Below are 20,628 nucleotides of genomic sequence, written 5' to 3' on the forward strand. Positions count from 1 at the left end.
CCAGCGAGACCCAGATCCACTCGTCGGACATGTCAGGACTTCCTTGCGCTGAGCGGGCGCAGGTCGGTCCACACCTGGTCGATGTGGGCCAGGCACTCCTCCTTGGGGCCGGAGAAGCCCTCAAGACGCCAGCCGTCCGGCAGCCGCCTGCCGTCGGGCCAGATCGAGTACTGCTCCTCGTGGTTGACCACGACGTGGTGACTCATCACGCTTCCCCGTTTCCTTGGGAGGTCTGCACGAGACCCTCGGCCTCGTCGTCGGACAGTTCCGCCAGTTCGGCGATCAGCATCTCCTCGATCGAGGCGGCGAGCCCGGCCACGGTGCCGCGCGCGAACAGCACGCGGATCGGCACGTCGATCTCGACGAGGGCGCGGATCCTGGCGATGACGCGGGTGGCGAGCAGCGAGTGCCCGCCGAGGGCGAAGAAGTCGTCGAAGGCGCCGACGTCCTCGATCCCCAGCACCTCGCCGAACACGTCGGCGACCAGCTGCTCGGCGTCGCCGCGCGGGGCGACCCGCTCCCTGGGGGCCGCCTGCGGCGCGGGCAGCGCGGCACGGTCGATCTTGCCGTTGCGGTTGAGCGGCAGCGCGTCGAGCCGCACCCACAGGGAGGGCACCATGTAGGCGGGCAGCGTCGCCCCGAGCAGCCTGGCGAGATCCTCCCCCTCGGGGGCGCCGACGGTGTAGCCGACCAGGATCCCGTCCCGTACGGCGACGGCCGCCTGGCCGACTCCGGGGCAGGCCAGCAGCCGCGCCTCGACCTCGCCGAGCTCGACGCGGAAGCCCCTGACCTTGACCTGGTCGTCATCGCGGCCGAGGAACTCCAGCCGCCCGTCGTTGCGCCAGCGCACCCGGTCGCCGGTGCGGTAGACACGTGAGCCGCCGGGGCCGGGCACGAACCGCTCGGCGGTCAGCGCGGGCCTGCCCAGATAGCCCTGGGCGACGCCCGCCCCGGTGACGCACAGCTCACCGGGCACACCCGGCGGCACCGGCTGACCGTTCCGGTCCAGGACCAGGACGCGGGTGCCGCCGACGGGCGTGCCGATGGGCGGGCGTCCCGGGGAGCCGTCCAGCTCGGCCGTGGTCGCGATGATCGTCGCCTCGGTCGGGCCGTAGGTGTTGACCAGCCGCACCCGGTCGCCGAAGCGCTCCCGCCAGCGGGCGACCGCGGCCTCGTGCACCTGCTCGCCGCCCAGGATGACCAGCCGCAGCGTGTCCGGCCACGGGACGTCGTCGATCTGGTCGACCAGCGCGTGCCAGTAGGCCGTCGGCAGGTCGAGGACCGTGACCCCGGCCAGGTGGTCGGGCAGGGTGACGCCGCCGTCGGGAAGCAGTTCGACACGCGCCCCCGCGGCCAGAGCCGGGTAGATCTCCTCGGCGTGCGTGTCGAAACTCAGTGAGGCGAACTGCACCACCCGGTCACCGGGGTGCAGGCCGTACGCCTGGCGCATCCACGCCACCCGCGCGGCGAGTCCGTCGTGCCCGACCACCACGCCCTTGGGGGTGCCGGTCGAACCGGAGGTGTAGATCACGTAGGCGGCGGCGCCCTCCGGCACCGGCCCGGCCTGGAGCGCCTGCGGCACGGACTCGGGAACCGTGTCGAGCACGAAGGACGCCCCGCTGTCCTCGACCAGGAAGGCGAGCCGTTCGGCCGGGTAGTCGGGGTCGAGCGGCAGGTAGGCGGCCCCGGCGCGCCAGACGGCCAGCAGCGCGGCGATCGTGTCCGGGGTCCTGCCGAGCCGTACGCCGACCACGTCCCCGGGGGTGACGCCCCGCGAGCGCAGCAGCCCGGCCAGCTCACCGGCCCTGGCGTCAAGCTCGGCGTAGGTCAGCGCGCGCGTCCCGCAGCCGACCGCGACGGCGTCCGGCCGCTCCCGTACGGCCGCCGCGACCAGTTCGGGGACGGAGGGCGTCGCGGGCAGGGCGGGTCCCTCACCCAGCCGGGCCAGCAGCGCCTCGTCCTCCTCGGTGCGCAGCGGCAGCGCGGAGATCCGCTCGTCCGCGGCGCCGGGCAGCGCGGTGAGCAGCAGCCGCAGCCGCGCGCCCAGCGCCTCGACCGTCGCCCGGTCGAACAGCGCGGTGTCGTAGACCAGGGTGAGCAGCAGTTCGTGCTCGTCCTGCCAGGCCTCAAGGGCGAGTTCGAGCTTGGCCTGGCGCATGCCGTGCTCGAACGCCGACGCGGTCAGCCCGGCGAAGGCGCCGCCGTCCTGCCCGCCGTCCTGGGTGTGCAGGATGAACATCGTCTGGAACAGCGGGGTGCGGGTGAGGTCGCGTTCGGCCCGCAGCGCCGTGACCAGTTCCTCGAAGGGGACACCCTGGTGGGAGAAGGCGTCCAGGACGCCGATCTGGGTGCGTTCGAGCAGTTCGGTGAAGGCGGGGTCGCCGGACAGGTCGCCGCGCAGCACCAGCGTGTCGCTGAGGTAGCCGACGACGGGTTCGAGCTGGACCCGGTCCCTGCCCGCGGTGGCGGTGCCGACCAGGACGTCGTCCTGGCCGGTGTGCCTGGCCAGCAGCACCTGGTAGGCGGCCAGCAGCACCATGAACATGGTCGCGCCGTGCCGCCTGCCGAGCAGCACCAGCTCACGGGCCTGTGCCGCGGTCAGCCTGACCTCGACCACGTCGCCGTCCCTGGTGCCGGCGGCGGTGCGCGGCCGGTCCAGCGGCAGGTCGAGCGGGGTGGGGTCGGCGAGCCGTTCGCGCCAGTGGTCGAGCAGCGCCGAGGTGTCGCGCTCCCGCTGCCAGTGGGCGACGTCGCCGAACTGCAGCGGCACCGGGGGCAGTTCGGCGCCCCCCGAGTAGAGGTGACCCAGCTCCTCGAAGATGAGGTTGAGCGACCAGCCGTCGCCGAGGATGTGGTGGATCACCACGCACAGCACGTGGTCGTCCTCGCCGATCTCGATGAGGACGGCCCGCAGCGGCGGCCGGTCGGCCAGGTCGGCGAAGGGCCGGTTGGTCAGGCCCGCGACGAGGTCGAGCGCCTCGGCCTCCCCGGCGGCGGAGATCTCCTCGACGGGCACCGGCCCCGGCGGGTCGACGACGGCCGAGGGCGCCCCGTCCACCTCGGGGAAGCGGGTGCGCAGGCTCTCGTGCCTGGCGGTGACACCCTCGAACGCCCTGGCCAGGGCCGTCCTGTCGAGCGGTCCCCGCAGCCGCCTGACCAGGCACATGTTGTAGGAGGCGTCGTCCGGGTCGAGCCGGTTGAGGAACCAGAGCCGTTCCTGGCCGAAGGACAGCGGCTGACCGGCTCCCTCCGGCCGCGGCCGGGGCCCCTCGTCGTCCCGCCCGTCACGCGCGGGCTCGGCGCCGGTGAGCAGTTCGGCCAGCGCGGCGACACCGGGCCGCAGGAAGACCTCCCTGACCGGAACCTCGATCCCGGACAGTACGGCCAGCCGCGAGGTGACCATGGTCGCCAGCAGCGAGTGGCCGCCGAGGGAGAAGAAGTCGTCGTGCGCCCCGACCGAGGGCACGTCGAGCACCTCGGAGAAGACCTGGGCGACCAGCCGTTCCGCGGGGGTTCGGGGCGCGGTCGCGCCCGTCCGCGGAGCCGCCTCGACGTCGGGCAGTGCCTTGCGGTCGATCTTCCCGTTGGGGGTGAGCGGGAGCGCGGCGACCTCGACGAGCACGCCGGGCACCATGTAGGCGGGCAGCTGCCCGCCCGCGTGCTCCCTGACGGCGTCGAGGAGTCCGGGGTCGCCCGGTTCGACGGGCACGACGAAGGCGGCGAGCCGTTCGCCGCGCACCGCGACGACGGCCTGCGCGACGCCGGGGCAGGTGTCGAGGACCGCCTCGATCTCGCCGAGCTCGATGCGGTGGCCGCGCAGCTTGACCTGGTTGTCGGTGCGGCCGAGGAACTCAAGGGTGCCGTCGCCCCGCCAGCGGGCCAGGTCCCCGGTGCGGTAGACACGTGAGCCGCCGGGGCCGGGCACGAACCGCTCTGCGGTCAGCGCGGGACGGCCGAGGTAGCCGGTGGCCACCCCGTCGCCGCCGATGAGCAGCTCGCCGGGCACGCCGATCGGGGCGGGTGAGCCCGCCGGGTCCAGCACGTGCACGACGGTGTTGGCGATCGGGCCGCCGATGACGATCTCGCCGGGCTCCTCGGGGACCTCCCAGGCCGTGGACCAGATCGTGGTCTCGGTCGGGCCGTAGACGTTGACGAGCCTTTCGACCCTGGGCCGCAGTTCCCTGGCCAGCTGGGGCGCGAGCGGCTCACCGCCGGTCAGCGCGGTCACCCTCGGCAGGTCCCCGCTGAGCAGCACCCGCCAGCCGGACGGCGTCGCCTGCACGTGGGTGACGCCCTCGTCCTGGACGAGGCGGGCGAGCGCGGCGCCGTCGCGGGCGGTTTCGGCGTCGGCGACGACGATCCTGCCGCCGGTCACCAGCGGGAGGTACAGCTCAAGGGCGGAGATGTCGAACGACAGGGAGGTCAGCGCGAGCCACACGTCCCGCGACGTCGAGCCGACCAGCGTCCGCATGGCGAGCAGGAAGTTGGTCAGCGCCCGGTGGGGCACGACGACGCCCTTCGGCCGCCCGGTCGAGCCCGAGGTGTAGAGCACGTAGGCGGTGTCGCGGGGACGGGGCCGTGTGTGCGAAACCGCCTGCGCGGGCGGCAGGTCGTCCAGGCTCGTCAGGACCAGGGCGGCGCCGGAGTCCTCGATGACGTAGGAGACGCGGGCCTGCGGGTACTCGGGGTCGACGGGCAGGTAGGCCGCACCGCTCATCGCCACGCCGAGCAGCGCGACGACCATGTCCGTCCCGCGTTCCATCCGGACGGCGACGAGCGAGTCCCGCCCGATGCCCGCGGCGGCCAGCCGCCCGGCCAGGTCGGCGGCGCGGGCGGTCAGCTCGGCGTAGGTCAGCGTGCCGACGGCCACGGCGCCGGGGGAGGCGGCGGCCTGGTCGAGCACGAGGTCGACCAGGGTCACCTCGGGCAGTTCCGCCGAGGTCTCGTTCCACTCGCCCAGCAGGGCCAGCTCGGCCTCGGGCAGCATGGGCAGCGCGCCGATCGGCGTCTCCGGGGCGGCGATCGCCGCCTCAAGCAGCCTGACGAACCTGGCGACCATCCGTTCGGCGGTCCGCTGTTCGAACAGGTCCGTGCTGTAGAGCACGGTGCCGAGCACGTGGCCGTCGGGGGTGGGGGTGAGGTCCATGGACAGGTCGACCCTGGCCCTGGTCCAGCCGTGCGGGAAGGGCTCGGCGTCGAGACCGGGCAACGGGTCGCCGGTCTCGCCGTGGGTGTGGAAGGCGAACAGGGTCTGGAACAGCGGCGTGCGGCTGAGGTCCCGTTCGACGTCCAGTTCGGCGACGAGCCGTTCGAAGGGCACGTCCTGGCGGGAGAGCGCGTTGAGCACGACCTTGCGGGTGCGCTTGAGCAGGTCGGCGAAGGAGGGGTCGCCGGACAGGTCGCAGCGCAGCGCCAGGGTGGTCGACAGGAAACCGATCATGGTCTCCAGGTCGGTGCTGTCCCGTCCCGCGGACGGTGTGCCGACGCAGAAGTCGTCCTGTCCCGTGTGCCTGGCCAGCAGCACCTGGTAGGCGGACAGCAGCACCATGTACGGCGTGCAGCGCGAGCGCCTGGCCAGTTCCGCGATCCCGGCGGCCAGTTCCCCGCCGATCTGGAAGTGCACCTCCCCGCCCTCACCGCTGCGCTGGGCGGGACGGGGCCGGTCGGCGGGCAGGTCGAGGGGCGAGACCCCGGTCAGGTGCTCGACCCACCAGCGAAGCTCGGTGTTCTCGGCGGCGCGCTGCGCGCGGGCGTGCTCGCCGTACTGCAGGGGGAGGGCCGGCAGGTCGGCGACGCCGCCGCCCGCGTAGTGGGCGGCGACCTCCGAGCACAGCACGTTCAGCGACCAGCCGTCGCCGTTGATGTGGTGCAGGACGACGCAGAGCACGTGTTCGAGCGGGCCGAGCTCGATCAGCGCCACCCGGAACGGCGGCGCGGCGGCCAGGTCGAAGGAGGTGTTGGTGACCGTGGAGACCAGCGTGCGCGCCTGTTCCTCGTCCGCCGCGGTCAGCCGCTCGACGACGATCGGAGCCGGGGGCTCGACGACCGCGACCGGTTCCCCGGCCACCTCGTGGAAACGGGTGCGCAGGCTTTCGTGCCGGGCCGCGACCGCGGTGAACGAGGCTTCGAGGGCGGCGGTGTCAAGTCGACCTTTCAACCTGTAAACATAGGATGTGTTGTAGGTTGAGTCGCCGGAGTCGAGGCGGTGAAGAAACCATAACCGCTGCTGGCCGTACGACAGCGGATACTCCGTCCAGGGCTGGCCGGGGGAAATGGTCTCTGGCTGAAGCACGCAGAGCTCCTTCGGCGGCCGCGGGATCGCACGCACATGAGCACGCCTCGTAAATGGGTATGCGAAAGCCCGCTCCGCGCATATTTGCCGAGTTGAGCACAGAAGACGAAGGGCTTCTTTCTGGAAAGAAACCTTTCAGTTAGGTCTGGGTCGTTAGTGTTACACCTCTTCCCCGGCTTCGCAAGGCCCGCCATCTCTGGGGGATCCAGGCCTATCCTGACAACCTTCCCAAAGGGCTTGCGTGGCCGTGGCGATCATGTAAGACTGGCGCTCGTTTTACAATAGTAAAGATTCTTTCCTGTAGAGACCTCGGGCGCTCTTTATGCGCCGGGTTCATACATCCGATCTTTTGTGGGAGGTTCACTTGGTGAACCTGACCGTTCCCCAGTTGCTCAGAGACCGGGCCGCAGCCGACCCGGACGGGGTCGCGTTGATCGTGCACGGCTCGGCGCCGCTCACCTATCTCCAGTGGCACCAGAGGGCGACCGCGATCGCGAACGGCCTGGTAGCCCGGGGTGTGAGCAGGGGCGACAGGGTCGGTCTCGTCTTCGGGAACGCGGACTGGGCGGACTACGCGGCCGCCTTCTGCGGCGTGCTCGCGGCCGGAGCGGTCGCCGTGCCGCTCTCCGACCGCCTGGCCCCCGCCGACCTGCGCTTCATGCTGGAGCACTGCGGCGCGAGCGGCGCCGTCCACGCCGCAGGCCTCGACGCGCCCGGAGTCGGCTGGAGCGCGACCCCGGACGAGCTGCGTGTGGAAACGTCCTATGAGATCGCCGATCCCGCGCCCGGAGACCTCGCACAGATCCTCTACACCTCCGGCACGACGGGCCGTCCCAAGGGTGTCTCGGCCACCCACGCCAACCTGGCGTACGGCTGCGGCGCGAAGCGACGTCCCTTCGCGCACTCGCGCCACCTGGTGCACGCCTTCCCGATCGGCACGAACGCCGGCCAGGCCATGCTGATCAACGCCCTCGACGCCCACCCCGCCGTGGTGACGCTGCCGCGCTTCACCCCGGGCCGCTTCGCGACGCTGATCGAGTCCTACCGGGCGGGCACCGTCTTCCTGGTGCCCGCGATGGCCATCGAACTGCTCAACGCCGGGATCGGCGACCGCCACGACCTGTCCAGCGTGCTGCTGCTCGGCTCGGCCGCCGCGCCGCTGCCCTCCGCCGTCGCCGAGGCGCTCACCGCCGCCTTCCCCAACGCGACGATCACCAACTACTACACCTCGACCGAGGCCGCCCCCGCGCAGACGGTCATGATGTTCGACCCCGAGCGACCGGGCAGCGTCGGCCGCGCCATCGCCGGGGGCCGGGTCAGGATCGCCACCGCCGACGGCCACCCGCTGCCGCCGGGCGAGACCGGCGAGGTGTGGATGCGCTCCCCGGCCGCCCCGCGTTCCTACTACGGCGACCCGGACAGCTCCACCTTCCGCGACGGCTGGGTACGGATGGGCGACCTGGGCCGCATCGACGCCGAGGGCTACCTCTATCTCGTCGACCGCGAGGGCGACGTCGTGAAGTCCGGCGCCTACAAGGTCTCCACGATCCACGTCGAGGAGGCCGTCTACCAGCACCCCGCCGTGGTCGAGGCCGCCGCCTTCGGCGTGCCGCACCCCGTGCTCGGCACCGTCGTCGCCGTCGCGATGGCCACCAAGGTCCCGCTCGCCCCCGAGGAGCTGCGCGTCTTCCTCAAGGACAGGCTGGCCCCGCACGAGCTGCCCGCGCACGTGACCACCCTCGACGCCCTGCCGCGCAACAACGGCGGCAAGGTCGACAAGCGCGCCCTGCGCGCGAGCATGGAGCGGGTGCCGTGAACGCCGGGCACGAGGTCACGTTCACCCAGCAGGGGATGTGGGTGACCGAGCAGCTCGTCGGCGCGGGCACCGCCTACCACATGCCGTTGCTGATCGGCCTGGACGGCGACCTCGACGCGGACGCGCTGCTCGCGGCGTGCACCGCGCTCGTCGAACGCCACCCCATGCTCGGCCAGGTGGCCGCCGAGGCCGAGGGCGGACTGCGGCTCGTCCCCGGCGCCGACGTCCCGGTGCGCCGCCTGCGGGTGACCGAGGGTGTGGAGGCCGCGGTACGGGAGGAGATCCTGCGCGGCTTCGACCTGGAGAAGGGGCCGCTGGCCAGGTTCACCCTCCTGGAGACGGGGCCGGGCCGTCACGTGCTCGTCTTCGTCGCCCACCACCTGGTCTTCGACGGCCACTCCAAGGACGTGCTGGCCGGTGACCTGGCCGCCCTGTACAACGGGGAACCGCTCACTCCGCTGGAGTCCCTCGACCACGGCGCCCTGGAGCGGGAGCGGGTCGCCGCCCTGCTGCCCGAGGCGCGGGACTTCTGGAAGTCCCGCTGGCGGGAGCAGGGCGAGACCGTGCTGCTCGGGCGGACGCTGCGCTCCCGGCGCGCCGGCGAGGGGCGGGAGCTGAGCTTCACCGCCGCCCCCTCGGCGGTCCCCGGGCTGACCCGCTTCGAGACGTTGCTGGCCGCCCTGCACGTCCTGCTCAGGGGATACGGCAACGACCGGGTGACCACCGCCGTCGACCTGTCCACCCGGCCGAAGGAGGCGGCGGGCCACATCGGCCTGTTCGTCAACGAACTGCCTGTCTCCTCGGAACCCTCCGTCGAGGAGGACTTCGGGTCCTTCGCGACCGCACTACGCGCGGGGCTGCGCGAGGTCTACCGGTTCCGTCAGGTTCCGCTGGTCCGCGCGATGCCCCGCATCCGGCCGCACGCCGCGCTGGTTCCCGTCTCCGTCAGCTACCGCACCCGCCGCGACGCCGACCCGGTCTTCACCGGTCTCGACGCCTCGGTCGAGTGGACGGTCTTCAACCACGCGGTGAGAGGCGCGCTGCACCTGCAGTGCGTCGACGGCCCCGGTGGGCTCACGGTCAGCCTTCGCTATGACCCAGAGGTGGTTTCGGACGCCCGAAAAGTGGCCGACGACCTGCGTCTTCTTCTGGAACGCGCCACCTCCGCCCCCGAAAAACCGATCAACACGCTACTGAACGACACTCTGGAGAAGAGATGGGTTCCGTCACCACCCTGACCGACCAGGTACGCGAGATCTGGGAAGAAGTCCTGGGCATCTCGCCGATCGACGAAAACGACGACATCTTCGACCTGGGCGGCCACTCGCTGACCATCACCCAGATCATCGCCCGGATGCGCAAGCGGCTCGACGTCGAGGTCTCCCTTGACGACTTCTTCGACAACCCGACCATCTCGGGGATCGTGGAGTCCCTCGGAGATGACTGAGACCCTCGACCGGCTCAGGCTGTCGCGCCTCGGCGACGACGACCTGGAACTGCTGCTCCTGGTCAGGCACTTCGAACTGAAGCTCTTGGAGCTGTACGGCAAGGGTGACCTGAACGGCACGACCCACACCTGCCTCGGGCAGGAGTACGTCCCCGTCTCGCTGACCCCGCTGCTCGGCGAACACGACCACGTCTTCAGCAACCACCGGGGCCACGGCCACTACCTGGCCAGGTTCCGCGACCCGCACGGCCTGCTCGCCGAGATCATGGGCAGGCAGGGCGCGGTCTGCGGGGGAGTCGGCGGCAGCCAGCACATCCACCGCGACCGCTACATGTCCACCGGCGTCCAGGGCGAGAGCATGCCCGTCGCCGCGGGCGTCGCCCTGCACCTCAAGCGCGCCGAACCGGGCACGCTCGCCTGCGTCTACATCGGCGACGGCACCTGGGGGGAGGGCGCCGTCTACGAGGCGCTGAACCTCGCCGCCCTCTGGCGGCTGCCGCTGATGGTCGTCGTGGAGAACAACGGCATCGCCCAGTCCACCCCGACCACGGCGCAGATGGCCGGGAGCGTGGCGAGCAGGGCGGCGGCCTTCGGCATCACCCACCACCTGGTCGTCTCCACCGACGTCAACGAGATCAGAGCCTCCCTTGAGGCGCCGGTCGCCGCGGTGCGGGCGGGCAGGCCCCTGATCGTCGAGTTCGCCACCCACCGGCTCGGCCCGCACAGCAAGGGCGACGACATCCGCCCGGCCGACGCCGTACAGGCGGCTAAGGACAACGACTGGTACGTCCGCTACGCCAACGACCACCCCGACCAGTTCCACCGGCTCGACGGAACGGTCAGGGCCCAGGTCGAGGCCATCGCGGAGGAGATCGCCGCGCGTCCGCCCTCCCGCTGGGAGGCGTCGTCTTCTCGGGGGACGTCGTGAGAGTCGGGGAGAACCTCAACGAGGCCCTGCACGGGCTGCTCGACGACGACCCCACCGCCTACGTGATCGGTGAGGACGTCCTCGACCCCTACGGCGGAGCCTTCAAGATCACCAAGGGTCTCTCGATGCGCTTCCCGGGACGGGTGATCGGCACCCCGATCAGCGAGGGCGCCCTGACCGGCGTCGCCGCGGGCCTGGCCCTCACCGGCAACACGGCCGTCGCGGAGATCATGTTCGGTGACTTCGTCGCGCTCGCCTTCGACCAGATCTGCAACTTCGCCAGCAAGTCGGTCTCCATGTACGGCAGCCGCCTGCCACTGCGGATGATCGTGCGCTGCCCCACCGGCGGCGGCAGGGGATACGGCCCCACGCACAGCCAGAGCATGCAGAAGCACTTCATCGGCATGCCCGGCCTGTCGCTGTACGAGATGTCGCCCTTCCACGACAACCGTGAGGCCCTCGCCTCGATGCTGGGACGCGGCGAACCCTGCCTGTTCTTCGAGGACAAGGTTCTCTACACCCGGCAGATGGGCCAGACCGACCCGATGTTCCCGGTACGCCGCGACGGCGAACTGGCCATCGCCGAGGCCGACGGCAGACCCGACTGCGTGATCATCGCGCCGGGCGGCATGGCGCACCGGGCACTGGCCGCGATGCGGACCCTGCTGCTCCAGGACGAGATCTCCTGCCGCCTGCTCGTCCCCTCCCGGCTCTACCCGCTGGACGTCGAGGCGCTGCTGCCGTACGTGGGCGGCGTCGTCCTCGTCGCCGAGGAGAGCACGGCGGGCGGCACCTGGGGCAGCGAGGTCGCGCACCTCCTGCACGAGCGCGTGTGGGACCGCCTGCGCGGCCCCGTCCGCCTCGTCCACTCGCGGGACAGCGTCATCCCCACCGCTGCCCACCTGGAGAGCGAGGTCCTGGCCGGGGAGTCCACGATCCACCACGCCGTACGAGAGGCCCTGCGTGGCTGACATCCGCGTCCCCAAGCTCAACAACAACGACAGCGAGTACCTCGTCGTGGCGTGGCTCGTCGAGGACGGCAAGCCGGTCAGGGCCGGCGAGCCCGTCGTGGTCCTGGAGACCTCGAAGGCGGCCGACGAGCTGGAGGCCGAGGAGTCCGGCTACCTGCACCACGGCGCCGCGCTCAACACCTGGGTCACCCCCGGCGCGCTGCTGGCCAGGATCACCGAGGAACCCCAGGCCCCGCCCGCCGAGGTCGTTCCCGACGCCGCCCCGGTGCCTGTCGCGATGCCTGTCGCGGCAGCGGCCCCCGCGATCGCCACGGCGGCCGTCCCCGTCGGTGTCCCCGTAAGCACTCCCGCCGACGCCCCGGCGCCGCGCGACCCCGTCATCACCGACCCCGCCCGCGCCCTCATCGCCGAACTCGGCATCACCCCGGAGCAGATCGCCTCCCTCGGCCTCGGCGTCATCCGCCGCGCCGACGTGGAACGCCTCGCCGGCCTCACCCAGGAACCGCCCGCCCCGCCGGTCGTACCCGAGGAGCTCGACGAGGCCGCGCGGCACACCCTCTCCCGGGTGCAACGGGCCGTCGCCAGGGCCGTCACCACCTCGCACAGCACGATCCCGGCCGCCTACACCGTCGTGAAGTTCGACGTCGGCCCCGCCCTGGAGCGCACCAAGGACCTCAGCAGGCAGGTCCGCAGGCCGGTCGGGCTCACCGAACTGTTCGTGCGGGCCGTGGCCGCCCTGCACCCCGAGTTCCCGCTGTTCTTCGCCGCGGTGGAAGGCGACGGCGCCAGGCTCTCCGACGCCCCGCGCGTCGGCGTCACCTTCGACATGGGGGAGGGGCTCTACGTCCCGGTGGTCCGCGAGACCGGGACGCTCAAGGAGATCGCCGACACGCTGATGCGCTACCGCCTGGCGGCGGCCGAAGGCGACTTCAAGGAGAGGGACCTCACCGGCGCCAACATCGCCGTCACCCTCCACACCGACGCCGACGTCGTCCTCGCGGTCCCCCTTGTCTTCCCGGGGACGGTCTGTGCGCTCGCGATCACCTCGCCACAACCGGAACTCGTCCTCGGGGAGGACGGCGCGGTGACGACGAGGACCGTCGCCAACATCGGCCTCGCCTACGACCACCGACTGATCAACGGCCGGGACGCCGCACACTTCCTGGCCGCCCTCCGGACGGAGCTGCAATGACCGAGACAACGCTGTCGGACGCCAAAAGGGCACTGCTCGCCCAGCGGCTCCGGCGCCGGGAGGAGTCCCGGACCATCACGGCCCGGGACCCCTCAGTCACCCCACCCCTGTCCCATGCCCAGGAACGCCTGTGGTTCCTTGAGCAGTACCGGCCGGGGACCACCACCTACACCGTTCCCGTCGCGGTGCGCCTGCGCGGCGAACTCGACGAGGAGGCGCTGCGCCGCGCCCTCGACGAGATCGTCGTCCGCCACGAGGCGCTGCGGATGCGCTTCCTCACCACCGAGGACGGCACGCCGGAACTGGTCGTCGACGGCCCCCGCCCCGCCGAACTGCGCGTCACCGAGGCCGCCGACCTGGACGCCGCCGTCGAACTCCTCGACGACGAGGTCGCGACGCCGTTCGACCTGGAGACCGGGCCGCTGCTGCGGACCCTCCTGGTACGGCTCGCCCCCGACGACCACGTCCTGCTGCTGGCCGCCCACCACACCGTCGTCGACGGCTGGTCCGTGGACCTCATCATCCGTGAGCTGCTCGCCCTGCACGACGGCAAGACCCTCAAGCCCGCCCAGGTCGGCTACGGCGACTACGCCCTCTGGCAGCGCGGACGCGACCACCGCCGCGAGGTCGACCACTGGCGCGAGAAGCTCGCCGGGCTGCCCGCCATCGAACTGCCGACCGACCGGCCGCGCCCCGCCGAGCAGGGCTACGAGGGCGCCTCCCTCGACTTCGCCGTCGACGCCGACCTCACCGCGCGCCTGACCGAACTGGCCAAGTCCTCCGGCGCGACGCCGTACATGACGTTGATGGCGGCCTTCCAGGTGCTGCTGGCGCGCTACTCCGGACAGACGGACTTCGCGGTCGGCTCCCCGGTCGCCGGGCGGGGCCTGCCCGAGCTGGACGACGTCGTCGGCATGTTCGTCAACACGCTGGTGCTCCGCGCCGACCTGGCCGACGACCCGGCCTTCACCGACTTCCTGGCCCGCACCAAGGAGACCGCGCTCGACGCCTTCGCCCACCAGGAACTGCCGTTCGACCAGCTCGTCAACGAGCTCAACGTCGTCCGCGACGTCAGCAGGTCACCCCTGGTGCAGGTCACCTTCGCGCTGCAGAACTACAAGGCGGGCCAGGAGGACGGGCGTATCTCCTACGTCTCCATGCCCGTCAGGACCACCCGCTACGACCTGGCCCTCTACCTCTTCGAGAGCCCCGACGGCCTGGTCGGCAACTTCACCTACAACACGGCGCTGTTCGACCCGGAGACCGTCGAACTGCTCGGTTCCCGCTTCATCACCCTGCTGAGCTCCATCGTCGACTCCCCGGACACCCGGGTCGGCGAGTTGTCGCTGCTGTCGGAGCAGGAGCGGGAACTCGTCCTGGGCTTCGGGTCGAGCACCGACCTCGTGCCGACCGGTCACGACCTGCTCCACGAGATCGTCACCGCGCAGGCCGGGCTCACCCCCGACGCCCCGGCGGTGACCCACGAGGACGACACCTACACCTACGCCCAGCTCGACGAGCGCTCCGGCCGGATCGCCGCGCTCCTGCGCAACCGGCACGGCATCGGCCCGGACAGCAGGGTCGGGGTGCTGCTCGACCAGTCCGCGGACGTGGCCGCCGCCCTGCTCGGCGTGCTGAAGTCCGGCGGCGCCTACGTGCCCCTGGACCCCAAGCAGCCCCGCGACCGCCTCGCCTACATGCTTGAGGACTCCGGGGCCGCCGTGGTGATCACCACCACGGACCTGGCCGACCTGGTCTCCGGTCCCCGGCTCGTCCTGCTCGACGCCGAGGCGCTTGAGGAGACCGCGTTCGACGACCCCGGTGTCATCCCGGGCAACCTGGCCTACGTCATCTACACCTCCGGCACCACCGGGCGCCCCAAGGGCGTCGGCGTGCAGCACCGGCAGGTGCTGAACTACCTGGCCGGGGTCAGGGAACGCTTCGCCGTCGAGCCCGCGGGCGTCTACACCCTGCTGCAGTCGCTGTCGTTCGACTTCGGTGTGACGATCTTCTACCTGTCGCTGATGACCGGTGGCGAACTGCACCTGGTCGACCCGCAGGCGCCGGTCGAGGACCTGGCCGAGCAGCTCGGCCGTACCGACTACATCAAGATGACCCCCTCCCACCTCGCGTCGCTGCTCGCCGACCCCGACGTGAACCCCGCCGAGCTGCTGCCGCGCAAGCTGCTCGTCCTCGGCGGCGAGGCCTCCAAGTGGAGCTGGGCCCGCGAGCTGACCGAGCACACCAGGGTCGTCAACCACTACGGCCCGACCGAGGCGACGGTCGGCATCTCCACCCACGCCGTCACCGACGAGGCCGAACGCGCGCTGAACCTGCCCATCGGCAGGCCGCTGCCCGGCGCCAGGGTCTACGTGCTCGACGAGCACCTGCGGCTCGTCCCGCCCGGCATGACCGGTGAGATCTACCTCGGCGGCGACCGGCTCGCCCGCGGCTACCTCGGTCAGCCCGGCCTGACCGCCGACCGTTTCCTGCCCGACCCGTACGGCGAGCCCGGCGCCCGCATGTACAAGACGGGTGACCTGGGCCGCTGGCTGCCCTCGGGGGACCTGTGCTTCCTCGGCCGCCGTGACCTGCAGGTCAAGGTCCGCGGCTACCGCGTCGAACTGTCGGAGATCGAGTCCGTCCTCACCGACCAGCCCGGTGTCGCCCACGCCGTGGTGGACCTGCGCGAGGACCGTCTCGTCGCCTACCTCGTGGGAGAGAAGACGACCGTCGGCGAACTGCGCGCCTCACTCGGCGAGCGGCTCCCCGAATACATGATCCCGGCACGCTTCGTCTGGCTGGACGAGCTGCCGCTGAAGTCGCACGGCAAGGTCGACCGGGCCAGGCTGCCCGAACCCGACGAGGAACGCCCCGACCAGGAGGCGGGTTTCGTCCCGCCGGCGACACCGATCGAAGAGGCGATCGCCTCGGTGTGGGCCGCGGTGCTCGGCCTGGTCCAGGTCGGCGTGCTGGACGACTTCTTCGACCTGGGCGGACATTCGCTGCTCGCCGCACAGGTGGTGGCCCGCCTGCGGAAGGCTCTCCCCGCAGGCGGGCGCCAGGTCAGCATCCTGGACCTGTTCAAGTACCGGACCGTGCGCGAACTGGCCGAGGTCGTCGAGGCGGGCGAGAGCGGCCCCCGGCTGCTGCTGCACCGCCTCACCCCCGCCAGGGCCACGACCTCCAACCTCGTCTGCGTGCCGTACGGCGGCGGCAGCGCGGCCATCTACCAGCCGCTGGCCGACGCGATGCCCAAGAAGTGGGCGCTGCACGCGGTCGCGGTACCCGGCCAGGAGATGGGCCTGATCGAGGAGACCCGCCCGGTGGCCGAGGTCGCCGAGGGCTGCGTCGAGGAGATCCTCAAGGGGGTCAAGGGCCCGCTGACGCTCTACGGCCACTGCGGTCTCGGCGTCATGCTGACCGTGGAGATCGCCAGGCGCCTTGAGGCGGCCGGCCGCCAGGTCGACGCCATCTACCTCGGCGGCGTCTTCCCCTTCGCCAGGCCGCAGTCGGCGCTGGCGTGGATGGCGAACCTGACCGACAAGCTCCGCAGCGACCAGGTCTGGGCCAACGCCCTGCAGGCCGCGGGCCTCGACGTCGACGACCTCGGCCGCGAGGAGCTCAAGCTGGTCATCGACAACCGGCGCAAGGGCACCAGGGAGGCCGAACGCTACTTCACCCGCCTGTTCGAGGAGGGGGTCGAGCCGCTCAAGGCGCCGATCATCTCCGTGGCGGGCGAACGCGACCCGGCGACCGAGTTCTACCAGGAACGCTTCCGCGAGTGGCACCTGCTGACCGACTCGACCGCGGCGGTCGTGCTCGACGAGGCGGGCCACTTCTTCCTCAAGTACCGCGCCGAGGAACTGTCGGTCATCCTCACCGGCACCCACAAGGCCATCGCCTCCGGCGAGACCGAGGAGCTGCGCCGTACGGCACGCTCCACCTGGTGGCTCGAAGGTGTCTCCAACCGCTCGGAGGGCGCCCCGGCTCCCGCCTCGGACGGCCAGGCCGTACCGGAGAGCGGGCCGAGGACCGGGCCGAAGCCGAGCATGCGGCGCTTCGCCGCGGTGGCGGCGGGCCAGCTCATCTCGATCGTCGGATCGTCCCTGACCGAGTTCGCCATCCCGCTGTGGATCTACATCCACACCGGCTCACTCGTCAGGTTCGCCCTGTTCTCGGTGCTGGCGCTGGTGCCCGGCATGCTGGTCGCCCCGCTCGCGGGCACCCTCGTCGACCGCTACGACCGGCGAAAGATCATGCTCGCCGGTGACATCGGGGCCTTCAGCACCCAGCTGATCATGGGCGTGCTGCTGTGGACCGGCAATCTGGACGTCTGGCAGATATATCCGCTGCTCGTGGTGCTGTCGGTGGCGCTCACCTTCCAACGCCTCGCCTACAACTCGGCGATCCCACAGCTGGTCCCCAAGCGCTTCCTCGGTCACGCCAACGGCGTCGTTCAGATGATCACCGGTACCGCCCAGCTGATCGTCCCGCTGGTCGCCGTCGGCCTGATGGCGGTGATCGGCCTGGAGGGCATCCTCGCCCTCGACGTCGCCTCCTACGTCTTCGCCATCGGGGTCCTGCTGTTCGTCCGCTTCCCCAAGACCATGGCCTGGAAGCGCAGGGAGACCCTCGTCGCCGAGATGGTCGAGGGCTGGAAGTTCTCCTGGGGCGTCAAGGGCTTCCGCGCGATGCTGTTCTTCTTCGCCTTCCTCAACGTCTTCCTGTCCCCGCTGTTCCTGCTCATCTCCCCGCTGGTGCTGGGCTTCGCCACCCTTGAGGACGTCGGCCGGGTCTCCTTCTTCGGCGGTCTGGGTGTCTTCATCGCGGGTCTGGCCATGACGATCTGGGGCGGCCCCAGGCGGCAGCGGCTGCGCGGCGTGATGCTCTCCACCCTCATCCTGTCGGTCTTCTGCCTGGTCGTCGGCTTCCAGCGCGACCTCGTCATCGTCTCCATCGGTGTCTTCGGGATGTCGTTCTGGCTGACCATGCTCAACGGCGTCTACGCCACGATCATCCAGGTCAAGGTGCCGCAGCGCTTCCACGGCCGGGTCATCGCGCTGAACACCCTCATCGCGTGGTCCACGCTGCCCATCGGCTTCGGCCTGGTCGCGCCGTACGGCAGCGCGATCTTCGACCCGCTGATGATGCCGGGCGGCGCGCTCGCCGACACCTTCGGCGCCGTGATCGGCACCGGCCCGGGACGCGGTGTCGGCCTGATGTACGTCCTGTTCGCCTTCGCCATCGCCGCCATCGCGGTGGCCGGACTGCGGATCAAGACACTGGCCAGGTTCGACGAGGAGGTGCCGGACGCGCTCCCCGACGACCTGGTCGGTTTCCAGACCGTCCAGCGGCGCCAGGAGGAACTCGCCGAGGTCGTCCCCATCACCACCAAGAAGCAGCCAACCGGAGTGTGACCTTCTGTTCTTCTGATGCCTTTCCTGCTCTTCTGATGTTTTTCGACCGGGTTCGGGCGTGTTCCGCTGCGGTACACGACCTTCCGGTGCGTGACTTCTGAGCACGTGCCGGGGAACCCGGGTCGCTGACCGGACTCCCGCCGGTCGGTTCCCAGCGGAAGTACCTCCCCACTGGGAACCGGCCGACGGGTCCTCCCCGCCGAGCGCCCGGCGGGGAGAAGCCCCGGCGGACGGCGAGGACGACGCGGTGTGGGGTACCCGCGTTCGTCCCTGCTCCGTCCGCACCGGGGCGAAGACAGGCACGGCGGGGTGAGGCCCTCCCCGGACCCCCTTGCCGGGACCCCCACCCCGCCGCGCCCGTCTCACCCGTCCTCGTCACCGAACCAGACGAGGTCGGAGTGCAGCCGCCTGGCGGCGCTCTGCGCGCTGTTCCACAACCCGTGCCCCCGGCCGTCGGCCCCGATGGTCGCCGCCTGCCCACAGGGCAACGTCAGCCCGTAGGCCACCACCTCGGCCCTCTCGCCCTCCCAGCCTTCCTGAACCAGTGCGAACACGCGGGGCACGTGCTCCTCGTTGACGTTCTCCATGCCGGTACTCCTCGCTGTTGGTGCTGCGCTCTCGCCGAACTTCTTTGGACGGCTCTACTGCGCTGCAGGCAGTGGCCTTTGAGGAAGGGTAGCTCTATAGTGTTCTAGAGCGATGTCGAAGTCAACGGGTGATTCAGAGTGCACTAGCACGGGAGGTTTGTGATGAGTGACGGATTTGAGGGGCTGGCCCCGTACAGGCGGATCGCCGCGCAGATCAGAGCCAGGATCGAGAGCGGTGAGATCCCGCCGGGCGACCGCATTCCCTCGGTGAGGGCGATCATGCGTGACGAGGGCGTGTCCACCGCGACCGCCACCCGGGTCGCCGCCGTGCTGAGGGCGGAGGGGTACGCCACGTCGGTTCCCGGCATCGGGACGATCGCCATGCTGCCCAAGAAGCTCACCACGGGACCGGACCGGCTTCAGATGCTGCGGGCCACGGGCAGTGGCTGTCGCCCCGGTGAGAAGGCCCAGATCCTGGGCGCCGATCTCGTCCCCGCTCCTGAGGAGGTCGCCGACGCGCTGGGCGTCGAGGCCGAGACTCCCGTGATCCGGCGTCGCCGGATGTACCGGGACGACGCGGGCGTCGTGGCGCTGTCGACATCGTGGCTTCCCGGCGAGCTGGCCGAGGCGATCCCCGAGCTGCTGTCCACCAAACCGCAGCGGGCTATGACCTTTGGTCTGGTCGAGGAGCGGACCGGCCGCCGGGCCGTACGGGGGCGCGACGTCATCGCCATCAGGCCGGTGCCCGCAGACGCGGCCGAACTGCTCGAAGTGGAGGAGGGAACGCCCGTGCTGACCATGACCAACCACTACTGGGACCAGCACGGAGAGACGACCGAATACGCCGTCGACTTCCTCGCCCCAGGCCGAGACCTCTCCGCCGACCACGACCTGGACTAGCAGGTGGATGGCGCGGGGTGCCTGACATCGGAAGCGCGGTGAACCCTGCGGAGCTGTTGCGCTCGTTCATAAAGGGCCTTTGCGGGTTGGTGATCAGGACCAAGCGATCTATGTACTACGTACTTCATATCCTGTGTGTCGGAGCGAGACAAGCGAAATGAAGTACGTAGCACAACGCTGGATAGGATCGGACGCATGTCCGCTGCCAGTCAGTACCGTGAGATCGCCAGCATTGTCCGGGCTCGCGTCCAGGACGGGACCTACGCGCGGGGTGATCAGCTCCCTCGTGAGGAGGACCTGGCCGCCCAGCTCGGAGTCAACCGGGTGACGGTGAACAGGGCATTGAAGGTCCTCGTCGCCGAAGGACTGCTACGCGTTCATCGAGGGAAGGGCACTTTTGTCCGTGAGCTTCCTCCGCTTCCCCGGCATGCCGCCGTCAGGCACAGCCGGGAGCACCGTGAGCGTGGAGGTTCGCGGGGAGCGTTGGCCACCGAACTGGCGGAGCTGGGATACGACCTGCGCTCTGACAACACGGTCGGTCCCGGTCGGCCGCCGGAGCATGTCGCGGAGATCCTCGACGTGGACCCGGAGGCGGAAAGCGTCATCGTGCGTACGCGCCACATGAAGGTGGTGCCTTCTGCGGGCAGCGGGGAGGTGCCCGTCCAGATCGCGACGAGTTACATTCCGCGCGTCATCGCCGACGGCACGCCGATCGCGGAGAGCGACTCCGGTGTGGGCGGTATCTCCAGCCGCCTGGAGGAACTGGGGCACGGCCAGCGGGAGATCGAGGAGCGCATCACGGTCCGGCCGCCTTCCCCGGAGGAGTCAAGACTGCTGGAGATGGCCGACGACCAGCGGGTCTACGACATCACGCACATCGGCTGGACGGCCGACGATCGTCCTGTGAAGGTGACGACCTACGTCATGCCCACCCACCAGTGGGACCTGAGGTACCGGTATCCGGTGAATCCAGCGGACGGCGCGTGACTTCTCCCGGAGGGCTGGTCGTGCGGTCCTCCGGAAGCTCTCATGAGAAGGGCACGAGGTGTTCAAGGGTGGGAAGCCGTTGAGGAGG

The 20,628-nt window shown here is 70.8% G+C and carries 12 protein-coding genes; 9 read left to right on the plus strand and 3 right to left on the minus strand.

Features of this window, described 5'->3' with window-relative positions; translation table 11 throughout:
- Positions 1–32 precede the first annotated feature (32 nt).
- Together ABZ463_RS08580 and ABZ463_RS08585 are read right to left on the minus strand one after the other, a co-directional pair.
- On the minus strand, positions 33–206 hold the full coding sequence (locus tag ABZ463_RS08580) for an MbtH family protein (RefSeq protein WP_352008507.1): 174 nt from the start codon (positions 204–206) through the stop codon (positions 33–35).
- On the minus strand, positions 206–6,328 hold the full coding sequence (locus ABZ463_RS08585; protein ID WP_362774439.1) for an amino acid adenylation domain-containing protein: 6,123 nt from the start codon (positions 6,326–6,328) through the stop codon (positions 206–208). Before ABZ463_RS08585 ends, ABZ463_RS08580 begins: the two co-directional genes overlap by 1 nt.
- Positions 6,329–6,659: 331 nt before the next feature.
- Between ABZ463_RS08585 and ABZ463_RS08590 the strand changes: the two genes are divergently transcribed.
- From ABZ463_RS08590 to ABZ463_RS08620, 7 genes are read left to right on the plus strand one after another with little or no spacing between them, the layout of a single operon-like run.
- Positions 6,660–8,108, plus strand: a complete 1,449-nt coding sequence (locus ABZ463_RS08590; protein WP_362774442.1) for an AMP-binding protein — start codon at positions 6,660–6,662, stop codon at positions 8,106–8,108.
- Positions 8,105–9,346, plus strand: a complete 1,242-nt coding sequence (locus ABZ463_RS08595) for a condensation domain-containing protein (RefSeq protein WP_362774445.1) — start codon at positions 8,105–8,107, stop codon at positions 9,344–9,346. The genes ABZ463_RS08590 and ABZ463_RS08595 overlap by 4 nt, the downstream gene beginning before the upstream one ends.
- Positions 9,325–9,555: a phosphopantetheine-binding protein gene (locus ABZ463_RS08600; protein ID WP_352008511.1), complete on the plus strand. Its 231-nt coding sequence runs from the start codon at positions 9,325–9,327 to the stop codon at positions 9,553–9,555. Before ABZ463_RS08595 ends, ABZ463_RS08600 begins: the two co-directional genes overlap by 22 nt.
- Positions 9,548–10,483 (plus strand): thiamine pyrophosphate-dependent dehydrogenase E1 component subunit alpha, encoded by a 936-nt coding sequence (locus ABZ463_RS08605; protein ID WP_352008512.1) that lies wholly within the window; start codon positions 9,548–9,550, stop codon positions 10,481–10,483. The genes ABZ463_RS08600 and ABZ463_RS08605 overlap by 8 nt, the downstream gene beginning before the upstream one ends.
- Entirely contained in the window at positions 10,480–11,454 is a 975-nt protein-coding gene (locus ABZ463_RS08610) for a transketolase C-terminal domain-containing protein (RefSeq protein WP_352008513.1), read from the plus strand. Before ABZ463_RS08605 ends, ABZ463_RS08610 begins: the two co-directional genes overlap by 4 nt.
- Positions 11,447–12,646, plus strand: a complete 1,200-nt coding sequence (locus ABZ463_RS08615) for a 2-oxo acid dehydrogenase subunit E2 (protein ID WP_362774450.1) — start codon at positions 11,447–11,449, stop codon at positions 12,644–12,646. Before ABZ463_RS08610 ends, ABZ463_RS08615 begins: the two co-directional genes overlap by 8 nt.
- Positions 12,643–18,066, plus strand: a complete 5,424-nt coding sequence (locus ABZ463_RS08620; RefSeq protein WP_362774453.1) for an amino acid adenylation domain-containing protein — start codon at positions 12,643–12,645, stop codon at positions 18,064–18,066. The genes ABZ463_RS08615 and ABZ463_RS08620 overlap by 4 nt, the downstream gene beginning before the upstream one ends.
- Before the next feature lie 362 nt (positions 18,067–18,428).
- On the opposite strand, the gene ABZ463_RS08625 is transcribed toward ABZ463_RS08620, so the two are convergent.
- Positions 18,429–18,653 (minus strand): hypothetical protein, encoded by a 225-nt coding sequence (locus ABZ463_RS08625; protein ID WP_362774456.1) that lies wholly within the window; start codon positions 18,651–18,653, stop codon positions 18,429–18,431.
- 162 nt (positions 18,654–18,815) lie between these two features.
- On the opposite strand from ABZ463_RS08625, the gene ABZ463_RS08630 reads away from it, so the two are divergent.
- Positions 18,816–19,553, plus strand: coding sequence for a GntR family transcriptional regulator (locus tag ABZ463_RS08630; RefSeq protein ID WP_362774459.1), 738 nt, complete (start codon positions 18,816–18,818; stop codon positions 19,551–19,553).
- Positions 19,554–19,748: 195 nt separating this feature from the next.
- Positions 19,749–20,540: a GntR family transcriptional regulator gene (locus ABZ463_RS08635; protein ID WP_362774462.1), complete on the plus strand. Its 792-nt coding sequence runs from the start codon at positions 19,749–19,751 to the stop codon at positions 20,538–20,540.
- Positions 20,541–20,628 lie beyond the last annotated feature (88 nt).

Source organism: Streptosporangium sp. NPDC020145 (genome assembly GCF_040631275.1).
GTDB lineage: Bacteria > Actinomycetota > Actinomycetes > Streptosporangiales > Streptosporangiaceae > Streptosporangium.